The sequence below is a fragment of the Bacillus sp. J33 genome, from assembly GCF_000518885.1.
In the GTDB taxonomy this organism is placed as follows: Bacteria; Bacillota; Bacilli; order Bacillales; family Cytobacillaceae; genus Cytobacillus.
Window position 1 is genome coordinate 23135 of sequence record NZ_JAEL01000004.1, and the last position, 23046, is coordinate 46180.

General features: G+C 43.7%; 19 protein-coding genes. 9 read left to right on the top strand and 10 right to left on the bottom strand.

Going from position 1 to position 23046, the window contains the following annotated elements:
- Positions 1-838: 838 nt before the first annotated feature.
- Positions 839-3898 (top strand): efflux RND transporter permease subunit, encoded by a 3060-nt coding sequence (locus L634_RS0101015; protein WP_026580831.1) that lies wholly within the window; start codon positions 839-841, stop codon positions 3896-3898.
- Positions 3899-4606: 708 nt separating this feature from the next.
- Here the strand turns inward: L634_RS0101015 and L634_RS0101030 are convergent.
- The 3 genes from L634_RS0101030 to L634_RS0101040 are packed head-to-tail and all read right to left on the bottom strand — an operon-like array spanning position 4607 to position 7722.
- Positions 4607-5041 carry a GtrA family protein gene (locus L634_RS0101030; RefSeq protein ID WP_026580832.1) on the bottom strand — a complete coding sequence of 145 codons (435 nt, stop codon included), beginning with the start codon at positions 5039-5041 and terminating at the stop codon, positions 4607-4609.
- Positions 4995-6032, bottom strand: a complete 1038-nt coding sequence (locus L634_RS0101035; protein ID WP_026580833.1) for a glycosyltransferase family 2 protein — start codon at positions 6030-6032, stop codon at positions 4995-4997. Before L634_RS0101035 ends, L634_RS0101030 begins: the two co-directional genes overlap by 47 nt.
- Positions 6033-6048: 16 nt before the next feature.
- On the bottom strand, positions 6049-7722 hold the full coding sequence (locus tag L634_RS0101040; RefSeq protein WP_026580834.1) for a DUF6044 family protein: 1674 nt from the start codon (positions 7720-7722) through the stop codon (positions 6049-6051).
- A 201-nt stretch (positions 7723-7923) separates the two neighbouring features.
- Between L634_RS0101040 and galU the strand changes: the two genes are divergently transcribed.
- A complete protein-coding gene (gene galU / locus L634_RS0101045) occupies positions 7924-8784 on the top strand; it encodes a UTP--glucose-1-phosphate uridylyltransferase GalU (RefSeq protein ID WP_026580835.1) in 861 nt (286 codons plus the stop codon).
- Here galU and L634_RS0101050 read toward each other — a convergent pair.
- The 4 genes from L634_RS0101050 to L634_RS0101065 form a co-directional block, all read right to left on the bottom strand.
- Entirely contained in the window at positions 8764-8952 is a 189-nt protein-coding gene (locus tag L634_RS0101050; RefSeq protein WP_026580836.1) for a hypothetical protein, read from the bottom strand. The two genes, galU and L634_RS0101050, sit on opposite strands and share 21 nt — an antisense overlap.
- A 47-nt stretch (positions 8953-8999) precedes the next feature.
- On the bottom strand, positions 9000-9563 hold the full coding sequence (locus L634_RS0101055; protein ID WP_026580837.1) for a CBO0543 family protein: 564 nt from the start codon (positions 9561-9563) through the stop codon (positions 9000-9002).
- 135 nt (positions 9564-9698) lie between these two features.
- Positions 9699-10460, bottom strand: coding sequence for a MerR family transcriptional regulator (locus L634_RS0101060; protein ID WP_026580838.1), 762 nt, complete (start codon positions 10458-10460; stop codon positions 9699-9701).
- A gap of 109 nt (positions 10461-10569) precedes the next feature.
- On the bottom strand, positions 10570-10941 hold the full coding sequence (locus L634_RS0101065) for a hypothetical protein (protein ID WP_026580839.1): 372 nt from the start codon (positions 10939-10941) through the stop codon (positions 10570-10572).
- 169 nt (positions 10942-11110) lie between these two features.
- On the opposite strand from L634_RS0101065, the gene L634_RS0101070 reads away from it, so the two are divergent.
- A complete protein-coding gene (locus L634_RS0101070; RefSeq protein WP_026580840.1) occupies positions 11111-11365 on the top strand; it encodes a DUF3949 domain-containing protein in 255 nt (84 codons plus the stop codon).
- Positions 11366-11480: 115 nt separating this feature from the next.
- Here L634_RS0101070 and L634_RS0101075 read toward each other — a convergent pair whose 3' ends face one another.
- Entirely contained in the window at positions 11481-13094 is a 1614-nt protein-coding gene (locus L634_RS0101075; protein WP_026580841.1) for an acyl-CoA dehydrogenase family protein, read from the bottom strand.
- Between the two features lie 93 nt (positions 13095-13187).
- Here L634_RS0101075 and L634_RS0101080 point away from each other — a divergent pair, with 93 nt between their 5' ends.
- The 3 genes from L634_RS0101080 (at position 13188) to L634_RS0101100 (ending at position 16766) form a co-directional block, all read left to right on the top strand.
- Positions 13188-13592 carry a MerR family DNA-binding protein gene (locus tag L634_RS0101080; RefSeq protein ID WP_026580842.1) on the top strand — a complete coding sequence of 135 codons (405 nt, stop codon included), beginning with the start codon at positions 13188-13190 and terminating at the stop codon, positions 13590-13592.
- Positions 13593-13607: 15 nt separating this feature from the next.
- A complete protein-coding gene (locus tag L634_RS0101085; protein WP_026580843.1) occupies positions 13608-15098 on the top strand; it encodes a class I adenylate-forming enzyme family protein in 1491 nt (496 codons plus the stop codon).
- Positions 15099-15893: 795 nt separating this feature from the next.
- A complete protein-coding gene (locus L634_RS0101100; protein ID WP_026580845.1) occupies positions 15894-16766 on the top strand; it encodes an aminoglycoside 6-adenylyltransferase in 873 nt (290 codons plus the stop codon).
- A 26-nt stretch (positions 16767-16792) separates the two neighbouring features.
- Here L634_RS0101100 and L634_RS0101105 read toward each other — a convergent pair whose 3' ends face one another.
- On the bottom strand, positions 16793-18100 hold the full coding sequence (locus L634_RS0101105) for a uracil/xanthine transporter (protein ID WP_026580846.1): 1308 nt from the start codon (positions 18098-18100) through the stop codon (positions 16793-16795).
- An 853-nt stretch (positions 18101-18953) separates the two neighbouring features.
- Here L634_RS0101105 and L634_RS34095 point away from each other — a divergent pair.
- Positions 18954-19133: a hypothetical protein gene (locus L634_RS34095; RefSeq protein ID WP_026580847.1), complete on the top strand. Its 180-nt coding sequence runs from the start codon at positions 18954-18956 to the stop codon at positions 19131-19133.
- Positions 19134-19270: 137 nt separating this feature from the next.
- Here the strand turns inward: L634_RS34095 and L634_RS0101115 are convergent, their stop codons facing one another.
- On the bottom strand, positions 19271-20497 hold the full coding sequence (locus L634_RS0101115; RefSeq protein ID WP_026580848.1) for a DUF819 family protein: 1227 nt from the start codon (positions 20495-20497) through the stop codon (positions 19271-19273).
- 210 nt (positions 20498-20707) lie between these two features.
- On the opposite strand from L634_RS0101115, the gene L634_RS0101120 reads away from it, so the two are divergent.
- Both L634_RS0101120 and L634_RS0101125 read left to right on the top strand, forming a co-directional pair.
- Positions 20708-21397, top strand: coding sequence for an ABC transporter ATP-binding protein (locus L634_RS0101120; protein WP_026580849.1), 690 nt, complete (start codon positions 20708-20710; stop codon positions 21395-21397).
- Positions 21394-22731: an ABC transporter permease gene (locus L634_RS0101125; RefSeq protein WP_026580850.1), complete on the top strand. Its 1338-nt coding sequence runs from the start codon at positions 21394-21396 to the stop codon at positions 22729-22731. The genes L634_RS0101120 and L634_RS0101125 overlap by 4 nt, the downstream gene beginning before the upstream one ends.
- Positions 22732-23046: the final 315 nt, after the last annotated feature.

Genomic DNA, 23046 nt, shown 5'->3' on the forward strand with positions numbered 1-23046 from the left:
CCTGCCCCCGACCTTCCTTTATTTTTTATTACTATCATGATTTTAAACGAACCAATTGTCAAACTATTTCGTATACGGAAGTACTCTTTAATGGCTGCTAATCCTTCTTAATAATTACTATCTTCCCTCCCGCTCTTCATATTTGGTCGTTATACCTGCTGATTAACTACCATATTCTTTCCCACTCCCCATTTTGGTCACTAACCGTTCTTAATAACTACCATTTTCTCCCCTACTCTCCACTTTTGGCCGTTATTCCTTCTGTTTAACTTCCATTCTCTCTACCTCTCTCCACTATTGGTCGTTAACCCTCTGATTAACTATCATTTTCCCTCCTTCTCCCTACTTTTGGGCGTTATTCCTGCTGATTAACTACCATTTGACCTCCTTCTCCCTACTTTTGGGCGTTATTCCTGCTGATTAACTACCATTTTCCTCACTCTCCCTACTTTTGGCCGTTATTCCTGCTGATTAACTACCATTTGACCTCCTTCTCTCCACTTTTGGTTGTTAATTCTGCTGATTAACTACCAAAACTTCCCCTCCTTCCCTTTTTTGGTCCTTAAGCCCTCTCTTTAAATCATTTATCCTTTCCTTCTCAGCCTTAGGTCCGAGACAAAGATATGTCTCTGGCTCGTTATGGTACCAGCGGATCGAAGCTAAGATGGTATTTGTAAGAATTGTTAAGTTTTTCCTGCAGACAAGGTCTGATTTTGCCGGAATAGGTCGCCTAAATTATTGGATTTTTTACCAAATAATAGTCATTTATGCCTATTAAACTGTGCATAGTTAGATCTTGGATACAAATTTTCACTATTAGGGAGTAAGGAGACTGGTTATGAAGTTATTAAAATTGGTTGTACAGAGAAAAATCCTGGTGGGACTAATGACCGTATTGATTTTGGCCATCGGCAGCTTTTCTATTTTTGAATTGGATAAAGAGCTGATGCCGCCGGTTACGATGGACGGCGCTTATGTAGAGGTCAGTGCCGGTGAAATGGCGGCAATAGAAGTGGAGCGATCGATCACCACCCCCTTGGAGCAGCAAATCAGGGGGATTGATGGAGTAGAAAAAATCGACTCAACAACAACCATTGGGCGAAGCTCCTTTCAAATTACATTTGAACAGGGCAAGGGCGATGACCTTTTTAAAGAGGTAGAATCTATTGCAAATGCGGCTAAGGGGGAAAATACAGCCATCACTGATGTCACTTCAGGTCAGTATGGAACTGCTCAAAGCTATGAATTTTACATGGATGTATCTGGCGGAAGCATGGAGGAAATGACTGATTTTGCAAAAAATGTCCTCGAACCGCGTTTGGAAGCATTAGATGAAGTCCGTGACGTATCGCTTGCAGGCGTTCAGGAACATGAAGTGACAATCGAAATGGACCGCAGCAAAATAGCGGAAAAAGGGCTGGATGCCACAGCCGTAATGGGTGCAATCCAGCAGGTAAACAGCGAGGCAACACTTGGGGAACTGAGCAGTGATTCCAACTCTCCTTCCCTCCGCTGGAACACGAAATTGGAAAACGTGGAGGATGTAAAAAATATTAAAATTCCTTCACAAGGAGGATACATTGATTTAAAAGAAGTGGCAGATGTTTCACTTCAGCCGCTTGAAAGCTCATCCTTTGTTTGGAAAAACGGCACAAAAGATTTTATTTTTGTCCAGGCAGGACGTGCTGCAGATGCCACACAAATTGAGATGGCAGCAGCCGTACGCGATGAAATTAAAAACATTCGTGAAGATGGTTTAGTAAAAGGCTTTGAATTAAATGAAATGGTCGCCCAGGCTGATTACGTCCAGGAATCGATTGATGGGGTGACCGGCAATATCCTGATTGGCGGCATTATCGCAATTGCGATCCTGATCGTTTTCCTAAGAAATCTAAGGGCTACCTTTATCATCGGCTTGTCGATACCAACCTCGATTCTTCTGACATTTACAGCGATGTGGGTGTTTGATTACAGCTTTAACATCCTGACCCTGATTGGTTTAGGTCTTGGAATTGGTATGATGGTCGATTCCTCTATTGTTATATTGGAATCCATTTACCGAAAGAAAGAGCAGGGCTTTGGCAAGCTGGAATCAGTATTGGAAGGAACAAAGGAAGTGGCATCAGCTGTTATTGCATCCATGCTGACGACGATTGTGGTCTTTCTTCCGATCGGGCTGATTGGCGGCGATGTCGGAATATTTATGATTATGCTGACAGCAGTTGTCGCGATTACTTTGATCAGCTCTGTAGTCATTTCGTTCACACTGATTCCGTCTCTTTCTGAAAAATTGCTAAAGCTCCGCAAACCGGAGAAAGAGAGCAAAGAAGGACCTTTCATGCGCCTGTATAGCCGTACCGTTGCATGGACCGTAAAGAAAAAACGATACAGCTTTGCTGTCATTGCCGTCTTTTTCCTGCTGTTTGCCGGCTCTTTAACACTTGTGACAAAAATCCCAATGACCATTATGCCGGATGTTTTCAATCGGTATACCGAGCTGATGGTTGACCTGGAATCTGGAGTTTCTGCTAAAGATAAAGAAGCCATTGCACAGGGGATCCATAAAAAACTGCAATCCATTGAAGATGTAGAGTCCAATTATGTCATGGATAATGGCGGCATGTTTTACACCATTATCAACATGACAAAGGGCGAAGATATCACAAGGGAGCAAAAAGAAATAAACGAAGACATTATGAGGGAACTCCGCGGCTTGTCGGATACGCTTCCCGTTGAAAATGTCCAGAGCGCCATGTCAAGCGGCGGGGGTTCTCAAATCCAGGTGAATATTAAGGGTGAGGAATTTGCAGATTTGCAGGCGCTTGCCGGCGATTTCTCCAAAAAACTTGAAGGCATCGATGGGATTGCTGGTATTGCAAATTCGATGGAACGCACTTCCGAGGAGCAGGTTATTGTTCTAAAGGAAAAAAAGATTGAAAAAGCAGGACTGACACAGCCGCAAATCAAACAGTTTATCGAACAGGCCTTCCTGCAAATGCCTATCGGTGAAGTGACTATAAATGATGAAAATATGCCGCTAGCTTTGAAATGGGCTGAAAAGACAGATTCCCAAACCGCTTTATTGGATTTAAGAGTCCCAACAGCTGATGGAGAAAAACCTTTATCTTCTTTTATTAAATTGAATCGTGTTAATGCACCAAATGAAATTTCGCACAGTGATGGAGAGCGATTTATCTCGATTTCTGCGGATATAGAGGGAAAGGACCTTGGTGCCATTAACCGTGATGTCCAAAAGCTCATCAGCGATTTTGAAGCACCTGCTGGCTATACAGTCTCCGTTGCCGGTGATCTAGAGCAGCAGCAGGAATTGATCATGGATATGGCGTTTGTGTTAGCCATTGCCATTTTCCTAGTGTACTTGGTGATGGCGGTCCAGTTTAACCATCTCGGCCACCCGCTGATCGTCATGTCTGTCATCCCAATGACAATTGTGGGCGTTATTCTTGGCTTGTTCATAACGCAAATGGAGCTTAGTGTTATGTCAGGTATGGGTATCGTAATGCTGATAGGCATTGTGCTAAACAACGCCATATTGCTGATCGACCGGACGAAACAGCTCCGTGCAGAAGGCTTATCTGTGGAAGACTCCCTATTGGAGGCTGGAAAAAACCGGATCCGCCCGATCTTTATGACGACGCTGACTACAGCTGGCGGAATGCTTCCTTTAGCCTTAGCATCCGGAACATCAGGCAACTATCAGGCACCAATGGCAACTGTCATTATTTCCGGACTGCTATTCGCAACCTTTATCACACTCCTGCTGATTCCGGCAGTATACCGCTTGTTCACTACCTCCAGCCTTCGTTTCGGGTGGCTAAAGAAGAAGCGAAAAAAAGAACATGACGATGTAAAAGCAATTCCTGATACAGTGAAATAATCCTTTTCAGTCCCCCCTCTATGCTGAGGGGGCATTATTTTTTTAGGCATGCGCGGATGTTTCAAGCACTAGGGACAAGGACTCTTCCCTTCTGATTTTCCAATCATATATTGATAGCAATTAATAGGAAAGGAGTGAATCTTATGTGCCACAATTGTATTGAAAAAAAGATAATCTGCTGTATAAAGAAGGACAAACATCACTGCTCTTGCAAAAAATGCTTCCCTGATTTCCATCACTGTTCATGTAAAAGATGCTTCCCTGATTTCCATCACTGCTCTTGCAAAAGATGCTTCCCTGATTTCCACCACTGCTCTTGCAAAAAATGCTCCCTTGACTTTCACCATTCCTTTCATAAGAAGTGCTCATGCCACTGCTGCTAGAGTAAAAGCAAACAAGCCATCAAAAAAAGCAGGGGCCCCCTGCTTTTTTTGATAAGGCTCTTTTCGTAAGGTTTGTTGCTATTTGAAGGCGAACGCAGTTTACCCAACTGAGCTGATTGCAGCGGAGGGCACTTAACTCCTGCTCAGAAAAGAGGTAAGCGGAAGACCCCGCAGGAAAAGCCGGGGAGGCTCGCATCGCTCCTTCGCGGAAAGCAAGTGTCCCGTGCTGAAATCAACGGACAAAATTGATAAACTAAAACAACAATCTATGCGAAAGGAGCCTTTGACAAAATCCTTTTCGATCGCGCTGCATATCCTGCTGCAGTTATTTAAAAACAAAATATTTCTGGCCAATATAATTGGTTAATGTGTAAAAAGCTGCCCCCATTAAAACGGCAAGCTCCTCCCGGGAAAGATCATACCCGGCAAAAATAAGGTCCTGAATATTGCCGGCAGCCAAACGGCCTATTGTATAAGAAAGAAAGTAGCAAAATATAACGACAGCCAGAAAACGGACAGCACTTTTTGGAATGCTTGCTTTGCTTTGGAAAGTAAAAGTCCTATTAAGAAAATAGCTGATGGCAGCTCCCGTGCTATTGCCGATAAAAGTTGCTGCCCAGTAAGACATTCCAAGCAAATTTAAAAGAGCAAACATAATGGATAGGCCTGCCAGCGTATTGACTGCCCCAACAAGCATAAAACGAATAATGGTATTAGTTCGTTTCAGATAATTTCCTGAAATTAATGTTCGTGAACTCATTTTCATTGCCTCCGTCAGAAATCAGCTGCCGGGATACAGGCAAACTAAAACCATCAATTTCAACTGAAAATTTAGGTCTCCGTTTTGTTTCCTTATAAATTTTCCCAATGTATTCTCCCACCAGGCCAATCGCCGTCAGCTGAAGCCCCCCAAGCATCCAGATGGAGGTGATTAAAGAGGTCCAGCCTGTCTCTGTTTCACCAAAAAACCGCAGCCCAAGGAAGTAGATGCCAAATAAAAGACTAACAAAAAATGAGCTGATCCCTAATGCCATGACCATCCGAATCGGTGTAACAGAAAAAGAGGTAATTCCTTCAAAGCTAAAGGCAAGCATCTTCTTTAGCGGATACTTGGATTCCCCTGCAAGCCTTTCTTTACGGTCATAGTACACATTGGCTGTTTTAAACCCAAGCAGAGGCACAATCCCGCGCAGGAACAGATTTGCCTCCTCATATCGCTGCAGCTCTTCCAATGCACGCTTGCCCATCAGCCGGAAATCTGCATGGTTATAAACAAGATCGACTCCCATCTTCTTCATTAACTTATAAAAGCCCTGGGCAGTGCTTCTTTTGAAAATGGTATCCGCATCCCGGTTTCTCCTAACCCCATAGACTATTTCATATCCTTCCCGGAATTTCAGGATAAACTCCCGGATTACTCCTATATCGTCCTGCAAATCGGCATCGATGGAAACCGCACAGTCTGAAACCTTTTCTGCAGCTGTCAGACCGGCAAGCAGGGCATTCTGGTGACCCACATTTTTGGCAAGTTTTATTCCCCTTACCTTATCGTTATTTAAGCTTTGTCTGTATATGATCTGCCAGGTCTGGTCCTTGCTTCCATCATCCACAAACAGAATCTTGCTTTTATCTGAAATTAAATCGTCTTGCACAAGCTCATCCAGCAAATAGCTCAGCTGATGAACGGTTTCCGGCAGTACCTCCTCTTCGTTAAAGCAAGGAACCACGATGGTAAGTACTGGGTTGTTCATTCTATTTCCTCCTGCATTATATGGCTTTATAAAGGTAGATTTTCCAGACAGAGCTTTTTGATTCAAAAACCTTCTCAAGCCGAAGCCTATTATCCCCCGCATTATCGATCGGAACGGATGAAAAAATATAGGAGCCGCCCATGGCTTTGAATGCATCTGTATTCAGTTCAAGATTTTCCAATCTTTTCTTAGTCCGCTTTTTAAACATATAATGCTTTCCCAGCTCGTCCGTAAATACATAGCATCTTCCGCCCCATTCATCAAAATATTCGCGGATTCTTTTGTTCTTTTCCAGTTCTTTTTCAATGATTTTCCGAAATTGATATTTGTATGTTAAGGGATAAAAATTATTATACGTATCTAAAGTATAGAAGCCATTATACTGGGCAATGGCAGGGTGAAGGCCTATGCTTGCAACACGGTATTCCTCCTGCGGGACCCCAATGTATTCCTTAATATCCGAGAACTGCTCTTCTGCGTAAAATTGCCTGACAGTAGGCTTATCTTGGAAAAGAATTTCCTCGTTAAAAAAGGAAGCCACAAACACTTGAGCCAGCAAAAAAACGGGAACCAGCCGCCTCCAAAACAAATCGCTGGACCAAATGATCTTCAAAGACAAGGCAAAGAGAACATAAATAATCAGCGGCCTTAAAAAGTGATACCTGGCAAAGTTGAACGTATCAAGTACATGAAAACGCTCTGTCAGCGGCAGCCAGCCTTTGTAAAACCAGAAGGCATACCATGCCGACAAGGCAAAGTTTAAGACAAACAGGAACAAAAACACTTTTTCATTTTTCCAGCTCTTTTGCCTGATGATCATAAAAAGGGCCACAAACATAAGCGGCAGGATAACCAGGGTGTGGATCGTAGCAGCATGGTGGTGTCCTATAGCAAAGTTTTTAAAGGTTAAGCGGACACAATGCCAAAAGGTTAACCTGGCATGGAAATATTCATCACGGCTGTTGGGTTCATCATCAAACAGAAAGGAATAAACAAGCCGGTATTCCACGATAAGAAATATCCCGGTCATATAGGCGATCGAAAGCAGAAAAGGCCAATTCCATTTTCGCTTCCTGATCACATCTGTCAGCCAGAAGATCCCCATCGCGCTCAGGAAAAAGAAAAATCCCAGGACAATGCTCGCATACAGGGGCAATAGTGTTAGGACAAGAATGTTTTTCCAGGACCTTTCCCCTTGCCTTATATTTAAAAAAGCCCAAAGTGCAAGCGGCATTCCTAGCGTGCTCAGCATACCGGAAGGCCAGAAAGGAGTGAAGGCAAATGCCAGAGCTGTCCCGATCGTTATAGGCGCCCATTTCTCCTCTTTAAGAAAATGCTTTTTCAAAAGCAAATACATGCCGATAAAAGCAAACACCCTTGTAATCGTCTGGCTTAGAGCATAGGCCATCATCGTTGGAAAGAGTGCATATAGCCAAACAATTAAGGTAAATTCAGAGCCAAATGCATTTCGGGACAGATTACCGTTTATAATTTGCGGAATAGCCGCATCAATCGGCCCTGTCAGCTGGCCGCTCTCGGCAAGAACTTTATACCATGCAAGATTGGAATCCAAATTATCATGTACGCGAATATGTGCATTTTCACCTAATAGGTATAGCGGGGACACGAACAAAGCCAAAGCAATAAAGGCTAAGACAAGGAGTTTTTTCTCGGCTGTTATTTTTTTCAAAAGCAATCTTTACACCTCTAGGTTCAAGATTATTTACAGATTAGGGTTTACGAACATTTGCAAAATATTCCTAAACAGCCATTCCAAGATGATAAAGGGGATAATACAACCTTCCGGCAACATAAAAATAAAGAGAAACCGCATATAGGCCTGTGGATGAATTCAAAGAAAAGTGCTCAAGAAACAGCTTGGGGGGATATTATGATTAAAAAAGCGGTCATACCTGCTGCAGGACTTGGAACGCGCTTCCTGCCGGCTACAAAGGCCCAGCCTAAGGAAATGCTCCCAATTGTCGACAAGCCAGCCATTCAATATATTGTGGAAGAAGCCATCGCTTCAGGGATCGAGGATATCATCATCATAACCGGCAGGAACAAAAGAGCCATTGAAGACCATTTTGATAAATCGGTTGAAATGGAGTTATTGCTTCAGAAAAATGGAAAGGTCAAGATGCTTGAGGAAATACGTGAAATTTCGAATTTGGCCGATATCCATTATGTCAGGCAAAAGGAGCCGCTCGGACTGGGGCATGCCATTTTATGCGCCAAAAAATTCATTGGCAGCCAGCCTTTTGCCGTCCTTCTTGGGGATGACATCATTGATGCCGAAAAGCCTGCTTTGCTTCAAATGATCGAGCAGTATAACAAAATGGGTACGAGTATTCTCGGGTGCGATGAGGTGCCAATTTCTGAAGTAAATAAGTATGGGATCGTCGGATACTCAGAGCAGCGGGAGGAATTATATAAGGTTGATAGCCTTGTGGAAAAACCGCCTATTGAAAAAGCCCCATCTGCCCATGCCATTATTGGCCGTTATATCCTAACCCCGGCTATTTTTGAAATGCTTGAAAACAGCAAGCCTGACAGCAAAGGAGAATGGCAGCTGACAGATGCGCTTCATGCATTGCTCGGCCGTGAGAGAATCTATTCCTATTTAATTAAAGGCAATCGTTATGATACTGGGGATAAATTCGGTTTTTTAAAAGCCTCGATCGATTTCGCCCTGCAGAGGCCAGAGCTAAAAGAAAAGCTATTACTATATTTAAAGCAAATTCATCAATAACTTCTTACTTTTGTATCCGTCAGGGTGAGAGCTGTGCCATCTCCATGCATCCTGAACCATCTGGCGGATGGATGATTTTTTGGGATGCCAGCCCAGCACTGCCTGGGCTTTTTCTGATGAGGCAATCCATTCCGCCGGATCTCCCGGCCTGCGGGTGGCAATCTTCACGCTAAAAGTTTTCTCCGATACCTCTGCAGCCGTTTTAATCACTTCTTTTACTGATATGCCTTTGTTCTGCCTATCATCCGATTTAAGCCTCTGATCAGCAAACGCACGCCCAAAAACAAGAGAATAAAGCCGATAAACGAATACGTATGCTTCCAATGAATCATTACGAATATATTTAAAAAGCTGAATAACGGTTCAATGATAAAGGCAAAAATCGCCGCCAGGATAATCGCTGCTGCAGAAAAGCTTTTCCAGGTGCGGAAATATTGATAAATCAGCATCCCTGAAACAGGTATAACAACAAAATCTGCCGGGATCAACGACGGGATAAAATAAAACAATTTATCCGGGTAACCCCACAGCATAAGACCCACTCCCAATACATCCAGGAAACACGAAACAATTCCGCAGGTTAAGCCGAAAACAAGGATTTCAAAAAAGCGCTCCTTGTCCACCAGCCTCCACCAAATAAAATAAGGAAGAATGGCGGAAGCAACTAACAGCCACCAATTGAAACTGAATAAATCTTCCTTCACCCAATGTTCAAAAGAAACATTCTTTAAAACTTCTCTTGCTTTTTGCACTTCATCGTAAGAGGGAAATTTGCTCATATCGTCACCTGCCGCGCGAGTTGATCGTTTGTTATCATCATTCCCCATGCAAGAAGTTACATACAGTAAGCCGATGGTTTTAGTAAAATATAAAACACAAAAAACGGCTGGCCGAAGCCAACCGCTATCCATTCCCTATTTTTGCCCTGTATAAATTAAGATGGCATCCCTTAAAAACTCGGCAGCACCTGGATGAATTTTATCATAATACGCTTTAAATCTTTCATCTGCCACATACATTTCCGCAAGGCCTGCATGGGCTTCCTTGCTGTATTCACTCCAATAAAACGTAATCCATTGTTTATGGAGATCAGCTGCTTTTTGTGCCAGATCGCCTGAGGGGTCGCCTGTTTTAATGGCATCAGCCAATGTGCTGTTCACTTCTTCGGCTAATTTCGTTACTTCCTCATGCTGATCCTTGGTCATATTCATAAGCTTGGCGTTAGATTGATCAACAGTCTCGTCGCCATATTTTTCACGGATTTCTTTCCCGTATTTTTTCTCATTCTCTTCAATCATTTTCTTCTTAAATCCTTCAAACTTTTCTTTGTCTGACATCGTCCTTCTCCCTTCTGCTGACATAATGGTTTTTTCTACATTCGCAATAAGCAAATCCAGCTGCTTTCTTTTCTCAAGAAGTTTCTCGCGATGCTCTCTCAGTGCATCGGCGGCATCAAAAGCTGGTGCCGTTATGAATTCCTTAATCTGATCCAGGCTGACCCCAAGCTCTCGATAAAATAGAATCTGCTGCAGCCTGTCAACTTCCGGCTGGCCATATATCCGGTATCCCGATGAATTGATCCTTGCCGGCTTAAGAATCCCAATTTCATCGTAATACCTTAGAGTCCTTGAACTGACCCCAGCCAGCTGAGCCAGCTTCTGCACTGTGTATTCCATGCGATCATTTCCTCCTTTCGAAAAGCAGAAAGTACTTTCTGTTTATTACGATACACCTTTACGCAGCGTGAAGGTCAAACACTTTTGATAAAAAACTTATTAAATTTTTTTAATCCATCTTTTTAATCAGGAGAGCTGCGGTCGTCTTTGAAATTCTGCATCCTTCCAAATCCTGCTCCTTAAGCAATCCAAGATCCAGTGCAGATTTAATTTTCCCTTCATCCGGCCGCTTTTGAATCAGGTCAATAAGATTCAGTTCCTCCAATTTACTGACAGTCGGTACCGGGTCAAACCTCTCTGCTCTTCTAATCTGTCTCTGTAATCTATAGTTATTGATCTTTACTTCCCCTTTTTCATTCTTTCCTACTGCGGTATCGAAATACTGGTGGAACAAGTCTTTGAGTTTATCCAGCTCAGTTTCCAAATCCTTCTTCTTGCGGTTCAGTTCTTCAAATCGGGCCAGCATATCCTTCGTAATCATGTTTGCCACATGGATCCCCTCTTTTCTTGGATGATATTTCATCTTATTACAGGGATGGCAGGGATATGCATATATACAGAACATTCGTTCTTAATTTATTCAGATCACTCAACATGAATAATTTGGTGTAAAATGGAATTAATAGACAAACTCAGATTGGGAGGGAAAAATGCTATTAACCATTTTTTGGATGATACTCGGGTTATATGTATTGCTTTCACTTTTCTTCGTGCCTTTGCAATATCGATTTTTGGCTGCCCTAAAGAAGGAGGAAGCCGAAAACAAGAGCAGGGGCAATACACAGGGAGAAATGTATGACAGCATGGGAGCTGGAGAATTGGCACTTCACGAAAACATGCAGGGAAACCCAATCTTCTTTCTGGCCAATTTCCTTGCATTGATTATTTATAGGGTTAGGCATTGAACGGTTTCGCTTTTTTTCGGCGACATATTGAAAATTTCGCGGAAATATCTAAATTTCCGCGATCAAGTGAGAAAAAATGCCTGGCAGCCTTTAGATGAAGGTGCCAGGCACTTTTTTATTCCAATTCTTCAATCGCAACCGTCTGATACGCTTTAAAAAATGAATCACAGAATTGATCCCACTCTTCAGCTGCTTCCATGGAAGCTTCGCTGACTTCCCCGCATACCGGGCGCTGCAGCAGGTCTGTCAGCTGATCGGCAAATCTTTCAATCGTTTCCTGTGGAGCACCTTCCAGCACATTCGCCACAAAATCAGCTGGCGGATACCAGTCAGCAACTCGCTGAATATCCCGGTAAATTTGTGTCAGCAAAAGATTGCGCGGACCTTCCCACTGCTCATTTACGACCACATCACGGAAAATGCGCGGCAGTGAGGAGAATTCCTCCATGACACCATGGCCGGCAAAAACGGAGATGGCCTCCCGCAGAACTTCTGCTCCTTCATATGTTGTACAGATTTTTTGGAGCAGGACAAGCTCCCTTAGATTGAACAGCTGCTTCCTTAATTGGAGCGGCTGTTCAACTGGAATTCCGGCATTCAGCGGCTGGTCGAGGCGCAGGAACAGATCATAGATTTTAAAAGCGCCTGCCGTTGTCCGATGGGCGGCGTTTTCAAGCCGCTTCAAGGTTCTGGCGGATAGGGGATAGTCTTTTACCTTTTTCCCAAAGACTGTCCGGAAATCGCCATAAAGGTTTGCTTCCCGGGCTGCACGGAGCATAAAGCCAGCACAGGCAATGCCGATTTCAAGGCGGGATAATGTTAGAACAATGCCAACGGCAACCGCCACGCCTTTTCCAGCCGGCCCAACCGGATAGGCTAACGCTCCATCATACTGGAATTCCCCGGTCGGCAGCTCGGCCGTCCCCATTTTCCACTTGATCCGGTTGATTTCATAGCCATTGCGTTTTTCCTTTTCCTTATCACCAGGCAGCCAGGACGGAACAATGAATGTCGATACTTTATCAGTGCCGAAAATTTTCGCCGTTACCACTGAATAGTCGGCGTGGGCAACTGAGCAGAAAAATTTATTTCCATAGAGGCGATAGTTTTTCCCGTCTGGAACAGCTTCCAGCACATTGGCAGGCAAATCAGAACCGCCCTGGATTTCAGTCATGAACTGGGCACCGATTGCGAAGTCCCCGTCTATTCCTTCTTTTGTATGATGTAAAATTTCCTGAAGTTCAGGATGATCTTTATTTGGATATTGTTCAAGGAGTGCAATTAATCCAATCGTACATGTCAGCGGACAGGCGACACCAGCTTCCCCCAGCTGATGAATCAGCATCCGTTTCACAAAACTTTCCCAGGATGGCATTTTGCTTGAAAATAGGCCTTCACCAAAAACTTCTTTTTCCAGCTGATGAGTTTCCATTGGCCGGACAACACGGTCAATCCGATGGTTGAATGCATCATAGTGCAGCATATACGGACGGACTTCGGGCCTTGCCGCTCTCTCGGCAAGCGTGTTCCATTTGGACGAGACTGCTGGAGAAAAACGCAGCAGTTCATTATGTAACTGCTCATAATTGGCGCCTGCAAATTTTTTTAGGGCCTTTTGCAAAAAAGAATCATCTCTATACCAATCCAGATTGCTGCGCAGTTCCAAAAACTCATCAAATGTGTATGAATTCTTTCCTCTTGTTTGCTGGTCCTGGGAAGTTAAGTTCATGGAAAAATCACTCCTTTTTTAATTGACAAAATGTTATTTTCAGAATTATTATAAAACTAAGCTAACGTTAACGTCAACTAGGAGGATGCAGAGATGGCAGAGGAAAAACTTTTTACCATCAGTGAGCTTGCAGCAATGTTTGATATCAGTTCAAGGACAATCCGTTATTACGAGGAAATTGGCATGCTGACTTCCGAAAACCGGGATAGCCTGACTAAACAGCGCAGCTATACGAATAAAGAGCGGAGACGCTTGAAAATGATTTTGCGCGGAAAAAAGCTCGGGTTTAGCCTCCAGGAGATCAAAGAAATGATCGAGCTCTATGAATTAAACCCTGAAGGAGAAGCCGAAAAAAGCAGAATCCTTGCATTTGCAGACAGCAAGCTGAAGGAAATCGAGGAACAAATCATGCAGCTGCAAATGCTGCGGGAAGACATTTTGACGTACAAAGAAAAGTATGAAAACAGCCAGGTAAAGACAGCCAAAAATCAAATTTAAAAGGGGCTGAGCCAAGTGGGAGCAACGATTCACGGAGTTTTGGAAAGAAACGCAAGAAAGTTTCCTGAAAAGGACGCATTTATTACAGCTGCAAACAGGCTTACATATGGGGACATGAACAAAACGTGCAACAGGCTGGCAAAATATCTGCAGGATGAGGGAGTCCAGCGCGGCGACCGGATTGCCGTGATGTCGCGGAATAATGAGCACTTCTTTTATGCTTTTTTCGCCTGTATGAAAATTGGCGCCATTCCGATGCCGATGAATATCCGTTTGACACCGAAGGAATTAGGAGCGATTTTTACTAATTCAAATGCAGCTGGGATGCTGTATGAGAATGAGTTATCTGAAACCGTTACGGCTTTAAAAGAAAGCGGCCGTTTGAAGCACTATTTTTCCATTCAGGATAGTGTAGGGACATCCGCCCATTTTTCAGGCGAGAATTTAAATATGCCTATTGATTCGGGTGATGTTTGCGAAATTCTCTTCACTTCCGGCACGACCGGAACGCCAAAAGGAGTCGTCTTTAACCATGAACGCATTCTCGCGATTGCTGCGGCTGTTTCCGTTAATTTCAGCCTTTCCCATAAAGATTCCATGCTCACTCTGATGCCGCTCTCCCACTCTGCTCCGTTAAATACTTTTTTCATGAGCGGCTTATACTGCGGAGCTTCCCATGTGATTGGGGACTTTACACCAAAGGGGTTTTTGAATTGGATCCAGCAGGAAAAAACGACTTTCTCATTCGCAGCACCAGTTGCTTATCTGCTTGCTGCCAAAGACCCCGAGCTTGCATCTTATGACTTATCAAGCATGTGCGTATTTGCTTACGGAGGCGGCCCTTTTGCACTCGCTTCATATCATCATGTTAAAAAAGCATTCCAGAATGAAAACTTCTACCAGGTTTACGGTTTGACCGAAGCAGGGCCAAACGGCATTTTGTTATATCCGGAAGAACACCTGAAGAAAGCCGGAAGTATCGGCAAGCATCCTACCGTCAATATGGAAATTCGGGTCGTTCGCCCTAACGGGACCGATACCGCTCCAAACGAGTATGGCGAGATTCTTTTAACAGGCGACAGCTTAATGCTGGAATATGACAATAACCCGGATGAAACGAACGCTGCCATCAAGGATGGGTGGCTGTATACTGGAGACATTGCCTATCGCGATGAAGATGGATATTTTTACATCGTTGATCGAAAAAAGGATATCATCATTTCAGGGGGCATCAACATCTATCCGCGGGAAATCGAAGAAGTCCTCGCCAGGCATGATGCCGTTTTAGAATCCTGTGTTGTTGGTGTTCCTCATGAAGAATGGGGCGAAACCGTCAAAGCGGTCGTTGTGCTTAAGAAGAATGTTGAAGAAAATGAGCTTCGTGCGTTTGCCGCTGAACATCTGGCTGAGTTTAAATGTCCCCGTATCTACTCCTTTGTCGATGAGCTGCCACGGAATGCGAGCGGGAAGATTTTGAAGGAGCAGGTGAAATTGGTTTATTCATAATAGCGGGTTTTGGATGAAGGGATCAGAATGCGGAGCAGCCGCCTGGTCCCTGTTTTGTTATTGGGCTATGAAGACTTTTTTCGCTTATCGGATTTATTTGGGGAGCCATGAAGGGTTTAAGAAGATCTTTTTTCGCTCTCTGATTCCATTTGTGGCTTCATGAACTCTTCATGGCTACCTTTTTCTGCTCTTGGATTTCATTTCCGGCTTCATGGGCCTTTCATGGCGACCTTTTTTTGCTCTCGGATTTCATTTCCGGCTTCATGGGCTCTTCATGGCTACCTTTTTTCGCTCTCGGATACGATTTGNNCGGCTTCATGGGCTCTTCATGGCTACCTTTTTTCGCTCTCGGATACGATTTGTGGCTTTATGTTCCCTTCATGGCTACCTTTTTTTGCTCTCGAAGTTCATTTGCGGCTTCATGAACCCTTCATGGCGACCTTTTTTGCTCTCGGATTTTCATTTGCGGCTTCATGAACCCTTCATGGCGACCTTTTTTCGCTCTCGGATGCCATTTCCGGCTTCATGAACGTTCCATGGCTACCTTTTTTCGCTTCCTGATTTCATTTGCGGCTTCATGAACTCTTCATGGCGACCTTTTTTCGCTCTCTGATGCTATTTCCGGGCTCCATGAATCCCTCATGATAACCTTTTTAAAACTGCCCCGTACACTTTGCTGCTTCATAAAAATTTGTGGCGCCCCCCTCTCCAATAGCATATATTTTGTAATCGGCAGGGAATGCCTAATGGACGAAGTATATTAGTAGGAGAAGAAAAAAAATACATGGAGGCCATATGAGATCTGAAACCGAAATGATGGAACTAATTTTATCAACAGCCCAAAACGAGGAACGAATTCGTGCTGTCATCATGAATGGCTCGCGCGCCAATCCAAAGGTGAAGAAAGATATTTTTCAAGACTACGATATTGTGTATGTTGTGAGGGATATCGGGTCTTTTACCCGCGACCATAGCTGGGTGGATGTGTTTGGCGATCGGATTATGATGCAGCTTCCGGAGGAGAAGGTGCTGCCTCCTGCTGATGGGGCCGGCCGTTTCCCTTATCTGATGCAGTTTAGGGATGGGAATCGGATTGATTTGACCTTGATTCCGGTTAAAAAAATGGAGAAGCTGCTGGCACACGACAGCTTGAGTGTGCTGCTTCTTGATAAAGATGGACTCATAGGTTCCATGCCGCCTTCAACTGACCGGGATTATTGGATCAAAAAGCCTACTGCCCAAGAGTTTGCAGACCTGTGCAATGAATTCTGGTGGATCAGCATGAACATCAGCAAAGGGCTTTGGCGCAAGGAGCTTCCGTACGCAATGTTTATGCATGAGCAGATCAACCGGAATGTGCTGATTAGAATGATGGAGTGGAAGATTGGCATCGAGACAAATTTTTCAAAAAGTGCGGGCAAGTTTGGCAAGTATATGCCGGATTTTCTTGCTGGAGAGGAATGGGAACAATTCGAGGCCACTTATTCTAATGCAGATTTTAACAGCATTTGGAATGCTCTCTTCACTATGTGTGGCCTTTTCAGAAAAAATGCTGTCGAAGTCGCAGAGAAACTGCAATTCGAGTACCCTTTTGAAGACGATAAACGGGTGACAGCATTTTTAAAGCATGTCAGGAATCTGCCGGCGGATGCAACATCCATCTATTAAAAAATCCCCTTATCCAGGGGATTTTTCTAGTTATTCTTTAATTCGAATTGCTCAAATGAAGACCAGTTCACTAATTTTTCCAGCAGAATTGAGATGAGCACACCCATGATCAGCCCGTTTGATAAAAAGGGCTGAATTAGGACAGGCAAATCCGAAAACAATGCAGGCGGCGTATTCATAAGGCTTATGCCGATAAGCACTGGTGCGGCCAAACGGAAGATCGTATCTGAGTTAAAAACCTTTCCGCTTAAACTGTTGAAAGCTGTTCCGAACAGCTGGAGATACGCCACAAACAGCACTGCGTTCCCTACTGTTACCGGCATGCCTGCCAGCCATGAGCCTAATGGCGGGATTAGGCCAATCACAGCCAGCAGCGCACCCCCAAGGAAAAATGGTGTCTTCATTAAGATCCGGGTGCTTTGCAAAAACCCAATGGATGAAGTGAATGGCGTATACGGCACCAGGCCAAATCCGCTCCCGATCACGGTAAAGACAGCTGTTATAAAAATGGAGCCGCGATATTCCCGCTTCCCTGATTCCTTTTTATATAGCTGGTCACCTGCACTGATCGATGCGACTGTGTTGCTCAGGTTCATCATACCTGCAAAGAAGGCAACAGCGATAATACCCATCTCGAGGTTAGGCTGTCCCAGCGGAAACAGCGTAAAGTTCATATCTCCGGCTGGGGCCCCCTGCTGCGCTTCACTTGTGAACAGCAAATCATAGCCGATCCACCCTGCCAGTAATCCTATAAGAATTGAAAAATTGCTTATGGTGGTGTTCCCTTTTAATTTTAGTAAACTAACAAAAATAACGAGTGCAAAGGAATATAAAGTGACCGGAACATCAATTGTACCCTGCTCGCTGACTTTCATCATGCCTTTAAAGAAGATAAAAATCAGCTGGAAGGTTAATAGAAACAGATAAACGGACATTACCATCGGATTGAAAATGGATTTTAATAGTGATATTCCGTTAAAAGCTGCGAGAATGAGTGTGACAGCTGAGGCCAAAAGCACCCCTGTCGCGATTCCGCCTCCAATTTCCGTATAACTCATTCCCAGCGAGGATGCCGACAAGCCCAAATTTAAGATGACTCCCCAAAGCAAGCCTGAATGGCCCTCCATCAAGGGATAGCGATGGCCTTTCCATCCCTGAAAAATGGATGCAAGCCCTGTAAACACAAGCGAAGCCCTCAGCATCATCGCAATGGTTTCACCTGGCAGCTGGAATACAGTCCCCACTGAAATCGGGATCATTACTGTATTCGCAAATATAAAGAAAAGCCACTGGACGGAAGAAAATATCGTTACAGTCCCAAACCGCTTATTCATGCTGCAAACACCGCTTTCCAATCTAAAAGTTTCGTAGCTCTAATCATAAACCAGCTATTATTATAATATAGAAGCTGATAAATTTCCTTGGATTTCACTTGAAGAAAACTGGAAATTGGTTTAAGGTGTCCGAACTTACTCTCCATATAGCCAAAAGCCCGGTATATAATCAACGGACCGAATACGCTTTGTTGGTTTTCAGGGCTAACAAAGTAACCAACTTAGTTATTGCAGCGGGGGACACTTGACCCTCGAAAAAGCATCTTAGGACGGGGATGCTTTTCCAATGTCCAGTGGGATGGAGATGGGAGGTCCAAAACAGACGAAGCCGAAGAGGCTCTCATCCCTCCCCTCTGTGCATAAGGACTGCTCTAATTGTCATTCCAGGTAAAATGCCTTAAAAACAGTCTGGAGCCATTTTACTTTCAGAAACTGGTTATAAGCACGGCCAAGCTCATCCTTTTTAAATATAATGTAGTGTTAAAAATTTTTGATAGGGATGTGGCAGATTGGTGTCTCAAAAGAAAAGGAATGTTTCTAAACCAAACCTCTTGACTCCCAACGATCTGCATTCGATACATTTATGGATTTCCAGCATGAAAAAATGGGAAAATAAAGGTAGTTTTTCAAAGGTTTCTATGGCAAAAAGTACTTTGCGGTTAAAGTATAAGCTGTACGGTAAAGGATATACCAGGATTGTTATGATATAGGGAATAACTATGTTTTAAAAGTAGCCCTTTCAAATTTAGGCCTTAAATGCAATAAAACTGAATTTGAAATTTTCACCCATAGTCCGCCTGATATAAAAAAACACTTGTGCCCAGTCATACAATACGGAAACGGCTGGATCATAATGGAAAAAATTCCTTTTAAAGTGCCTGATAATAACCGATTTAACCATGAAATGATGCAGCTAAAAAATAAATTTAGAAGCCATGGGATTATACCGATAGACTTTAAGAAGGAAAATTTAGCATTATCCAAAGGTCAGATAATTAAAGTGATTGATTATGGTAATTTTATACAGAAATAAATGTTCATCTTCCCATTAATTTAGTTTTTCATTATAAAATCTTGAATTTATTCCCTCAGGCTGTCTAATCTTCTCACATCCCAATGCTGATACTAGCATAATAAAACCCGCAATAAGATTGCGGGCTTGGTTTTCAGTTACATAAAACCGGAAAACCACAGACCAAGCGTGGTTCCGATATAGTTGCCAATAATATAGCCAAGCGTTCCGACTACGAGAATCGGTCCAATCAAGTCCTTCCACCCTTTTGCGATCGCCATGGCTGCAGCGGTTGTTGGGCCGCCGACGTTCGCATTGCTGGCAAGGAGAATTTCTTCCAGATCATATTTTAATAGTTTGCCAGCAGTTAGTGACACAGCCATGTTCACTACAACAATGATGAAGACAAACACAAGCAGAAGCGGGGCATTTTGCACAATCAGCGGGATGGATGCCGGGATGCCGATGACGACGAAGAACAGGTAAATCAGGAAAGTGCCGATTTCCTGGCTTCCGTTAATAGATTCAAAGTACTTTGGAAACATGGCCAGTGTCAGGAATGTCAAAGTTGTCAGCATTAAATATTTATCTCCAAATAGCCCATTCAGCAAATTCAGAAAAAAAGAAGTCTCATCGCCAGAAGGAATGAATCCGTCCAGGAATTCTGCAATTTTAAAAGAAACGATGACGAGCAGAAATGCGGTACCAACGGATAAAGCCATATCCTTCAACGAAATATCCTTCCGTTTCCAGAAGCTTTCCGCCAGTGTTTTCCCCTCCTCCCCTGCACTCCCGCTCTCCACTTTTTCAACATGCGGCGCTTTAAAACGGCTTCTGAAAAAGCTCATCGCCGGAATAATCATCAGAACGACAAAATAAATGGCCATCATTAAATTGTCTGCGACAACCGCGGAAGAAACCATTTCGCCAGGTGTTTCAAATTTAGCCGCCATGGCCGCGAAGTTCACACCACCGCCAATATAGGACGCGCTGAGCATGGCGCCTATTTTATCGAGGACTGGAATATGATCCTTCAATAAAAAGAAGCTGATAATAACACCCGCAACCGTACCAATGGAGCTGATCAGAAAGATAATCAGCAGCCGTCCGCTTTCCTGCCAAATTCTCTTAAAATTCACATGGAAAAGCAGCAGCGGGATGGCGAGAGGAATAATGAACGTCCAAACGGCATCATAAACAGGTGATTCTGTAGGAATAATACCGGTATTTGATAGAATAATAGCTCCGATAAGCGCCACAATCGCACCTGAAATTTTAGCAGCCCAGCTATAGCGCTGCTCCAAGTAAATGCTCGCTGAAGCCCACACGACAATGATTCCCCATAATGTCATATAATCATCGGCTTTGATAAGTGTCTGCTCCACTAATTATTCCTCCTTTTTCAAGTTTTATAACCACTATTAACATATTAATTTTTCCCGCCCCATAATTCAAAATATTCAAATAGAGAAACAAAAAATATTGCGTGATTTCCGGCACCAAAAAATTTCTTTTCATTTTTTTGAAGCTGAAAGTGCCTTTTGGTTCGTCTTTTAGGGTGGCAGGTACTTTTAATAAGAAAGTAGGTTATAAAGTTGATAGAGGTTAAAGAGTTAAGCCATGCTTTTGAGATTGGCAAGAAAGATAAGAAGACGGTTATCCCCGTTTTAGAGGGTGTTTCTTTTTCAGTGGCAAAAGGTGAGATTGTCACCGTTGTGGGAAGGAGCGGATCCGGAAAATCGACGCTCTTGAATATCATCAGCGGTTTTATAAAACCAAAGCATGGTGAAGTCTGGATAAATGGCGAGAGAGTCAGTGACTTTAACGAAGGGAAATTTGCTGATTTCCGTCTGGCGAATCTCGGTTTTATATTTCAAAGCTTTCAGCTGATCCCGAGCATGACAGCTTTTCAGAATGTCGAGCTGCCCCTCATTCTGAAAGGGATGAACGAAAAGGAAAGGCAGCAGAAAACGGAAGAAACGTTAAAGCGCGTAGGCCTGCTTGAATATAAGGATCATTACCCAAGTGAGCTTTCAGGCGGCCAGCAGCAGCGGGTCAGCATCGCGCGAGCGCTTGTGGTCAATCCTCCCCTCATTCTGGCTGATGAACCGACAGGGAGCCTGGACAGTGAAACGGAAAGTGAACTCCTTCAATTCATTAAAGAGTTAAATCACGATATGGGCATCACCTTTCTGATTATTACCCACGATGAAAAAGTGGCAGCCATCGGCCATAAGAGCATCGAAATCGCAGATGGAAAAATAATGGAGGGAGTATTGGCATGACATTTAAAGATCAATTCAGGTTTGTAAGGCAAAATATGAAAAAGAATAAAACCAGGCTGTTTATGACCATTTTAGCTACAGCCATCGGATGTACCTTTCTGATTGTACTCGCTTCTGTAGGATTCGGGCTGCATAAATCGATCATCCAGGATGTGATGGAAGACCGCCTTGTAACGGAAGTCCAGGTTCATGGAAAGGAAGCTGGCGAAGGAAACTTCCAGGGCATCAAAGATGAAGATATCAAGAAATTTGAAGAATACAGCCAGGTAAAAGCAGTTACCCGCAGGCAAATGCTGCAGCAAAGTCCGACTTTTAAAACAGGGGAGTATTCTGCTCAATCTGATGCAGTCGCTGCATATTTCCCGGAAGAAGTGAAAGCTGGCTTCGAGCTATCAGAAGGACGCCTTCCTGAAAAAGAGAATGAAGCCGTCGTTGGCTCCTCCTTTCTGGATGCTCTTTCACTGGAACCTAAAGAAGGGGAAAATGCCTTTAATGAAGACGGAACTGTAAAAGATAAATATGCCTATAAAGGTGATTTAATCGGAAAAACGATTGAAATGGAAGTCGTCAAAATGGAGAATGGCAAGGAAGTCAAAAAGTCCATTCCCCTGACCATAACGGGGATCACGAAAAAGCCTTCAAAAGAATGGATGCAAATTCGAAGTGTCTATATTTCTGAAGAAGTGCTAAAGGAAGTTGAGGCCTTCACTGGCACACACGGCGGCAATCCGGAGCCAGTGGAAGGAACTCCTGAAGACAAAGGCCGGATATACGACACCGTCAGCATTTACGCTGAAGATGTCCAGGCAGTCACAGCGATCAATGAAAAACTGAAAGACGGCAATTATATGGTTTATTCTATTGTGAACGAGATGAAGCAGATCAATATGGTTTTTACCATTTTAAAAATCGGCCTTCTTTTTATCGGAACCATTGCGCTAATCATTGCATCCATCGGCATCTATAACACGATGACCATGGCTGTCACGGAACGGGCCCCCGATATCGGCATCATGAAAGCGATCGGCGCCCATCCGAAAACGATTAAGCGGATATTCGTCCTTGAAAGCAGCTACATCGGCCTGCTTGGAGCCCTGTTTGGAACGATTGCCGCTTACGGAATCAGCTATGCTGTAAACCTGGCCCTTCCGCTCGTGCTTGAAAGGGTATTTGAGGAATCCCCTCCTGAAGGACTTATGCTTTCTTACATTCCATGGACACTTACGCTGATCAGTGTCGCCATTTGCTTGACAGTCACGATCTTCTCCGGCTGGCGTCCGGCCAAGCGCGCTACGCAAGTGGATGTGCTGAAGGCGATGAGGAGAGAGGTATAATAGTGAAAACATCGCTGGTTCTAACCGGCGATGTTTTTTCTTTATACATTTTCGGCAACAAGCAGAAAGAAAGTTGAGAGGATTAACTACTATTTTTTCTTTCCCTCTGCCTTTTTCGGCGTTAATCGAGTGGATTAACTACCATTTTTTCTTTCCCTCTGCTTTTTTGGCGTTAATCGAGTGGATTAACTACCGTTTTTTCTTTCCCTCTGCCTTCTTCGGCGTTAATCGAGTGGATTAACTACCATTTTTTCTTTCCCTCTGCCTTCTTCGGCGTTAATCGAGTAGATTAACTACCGTTTTTTAAGACTTTCT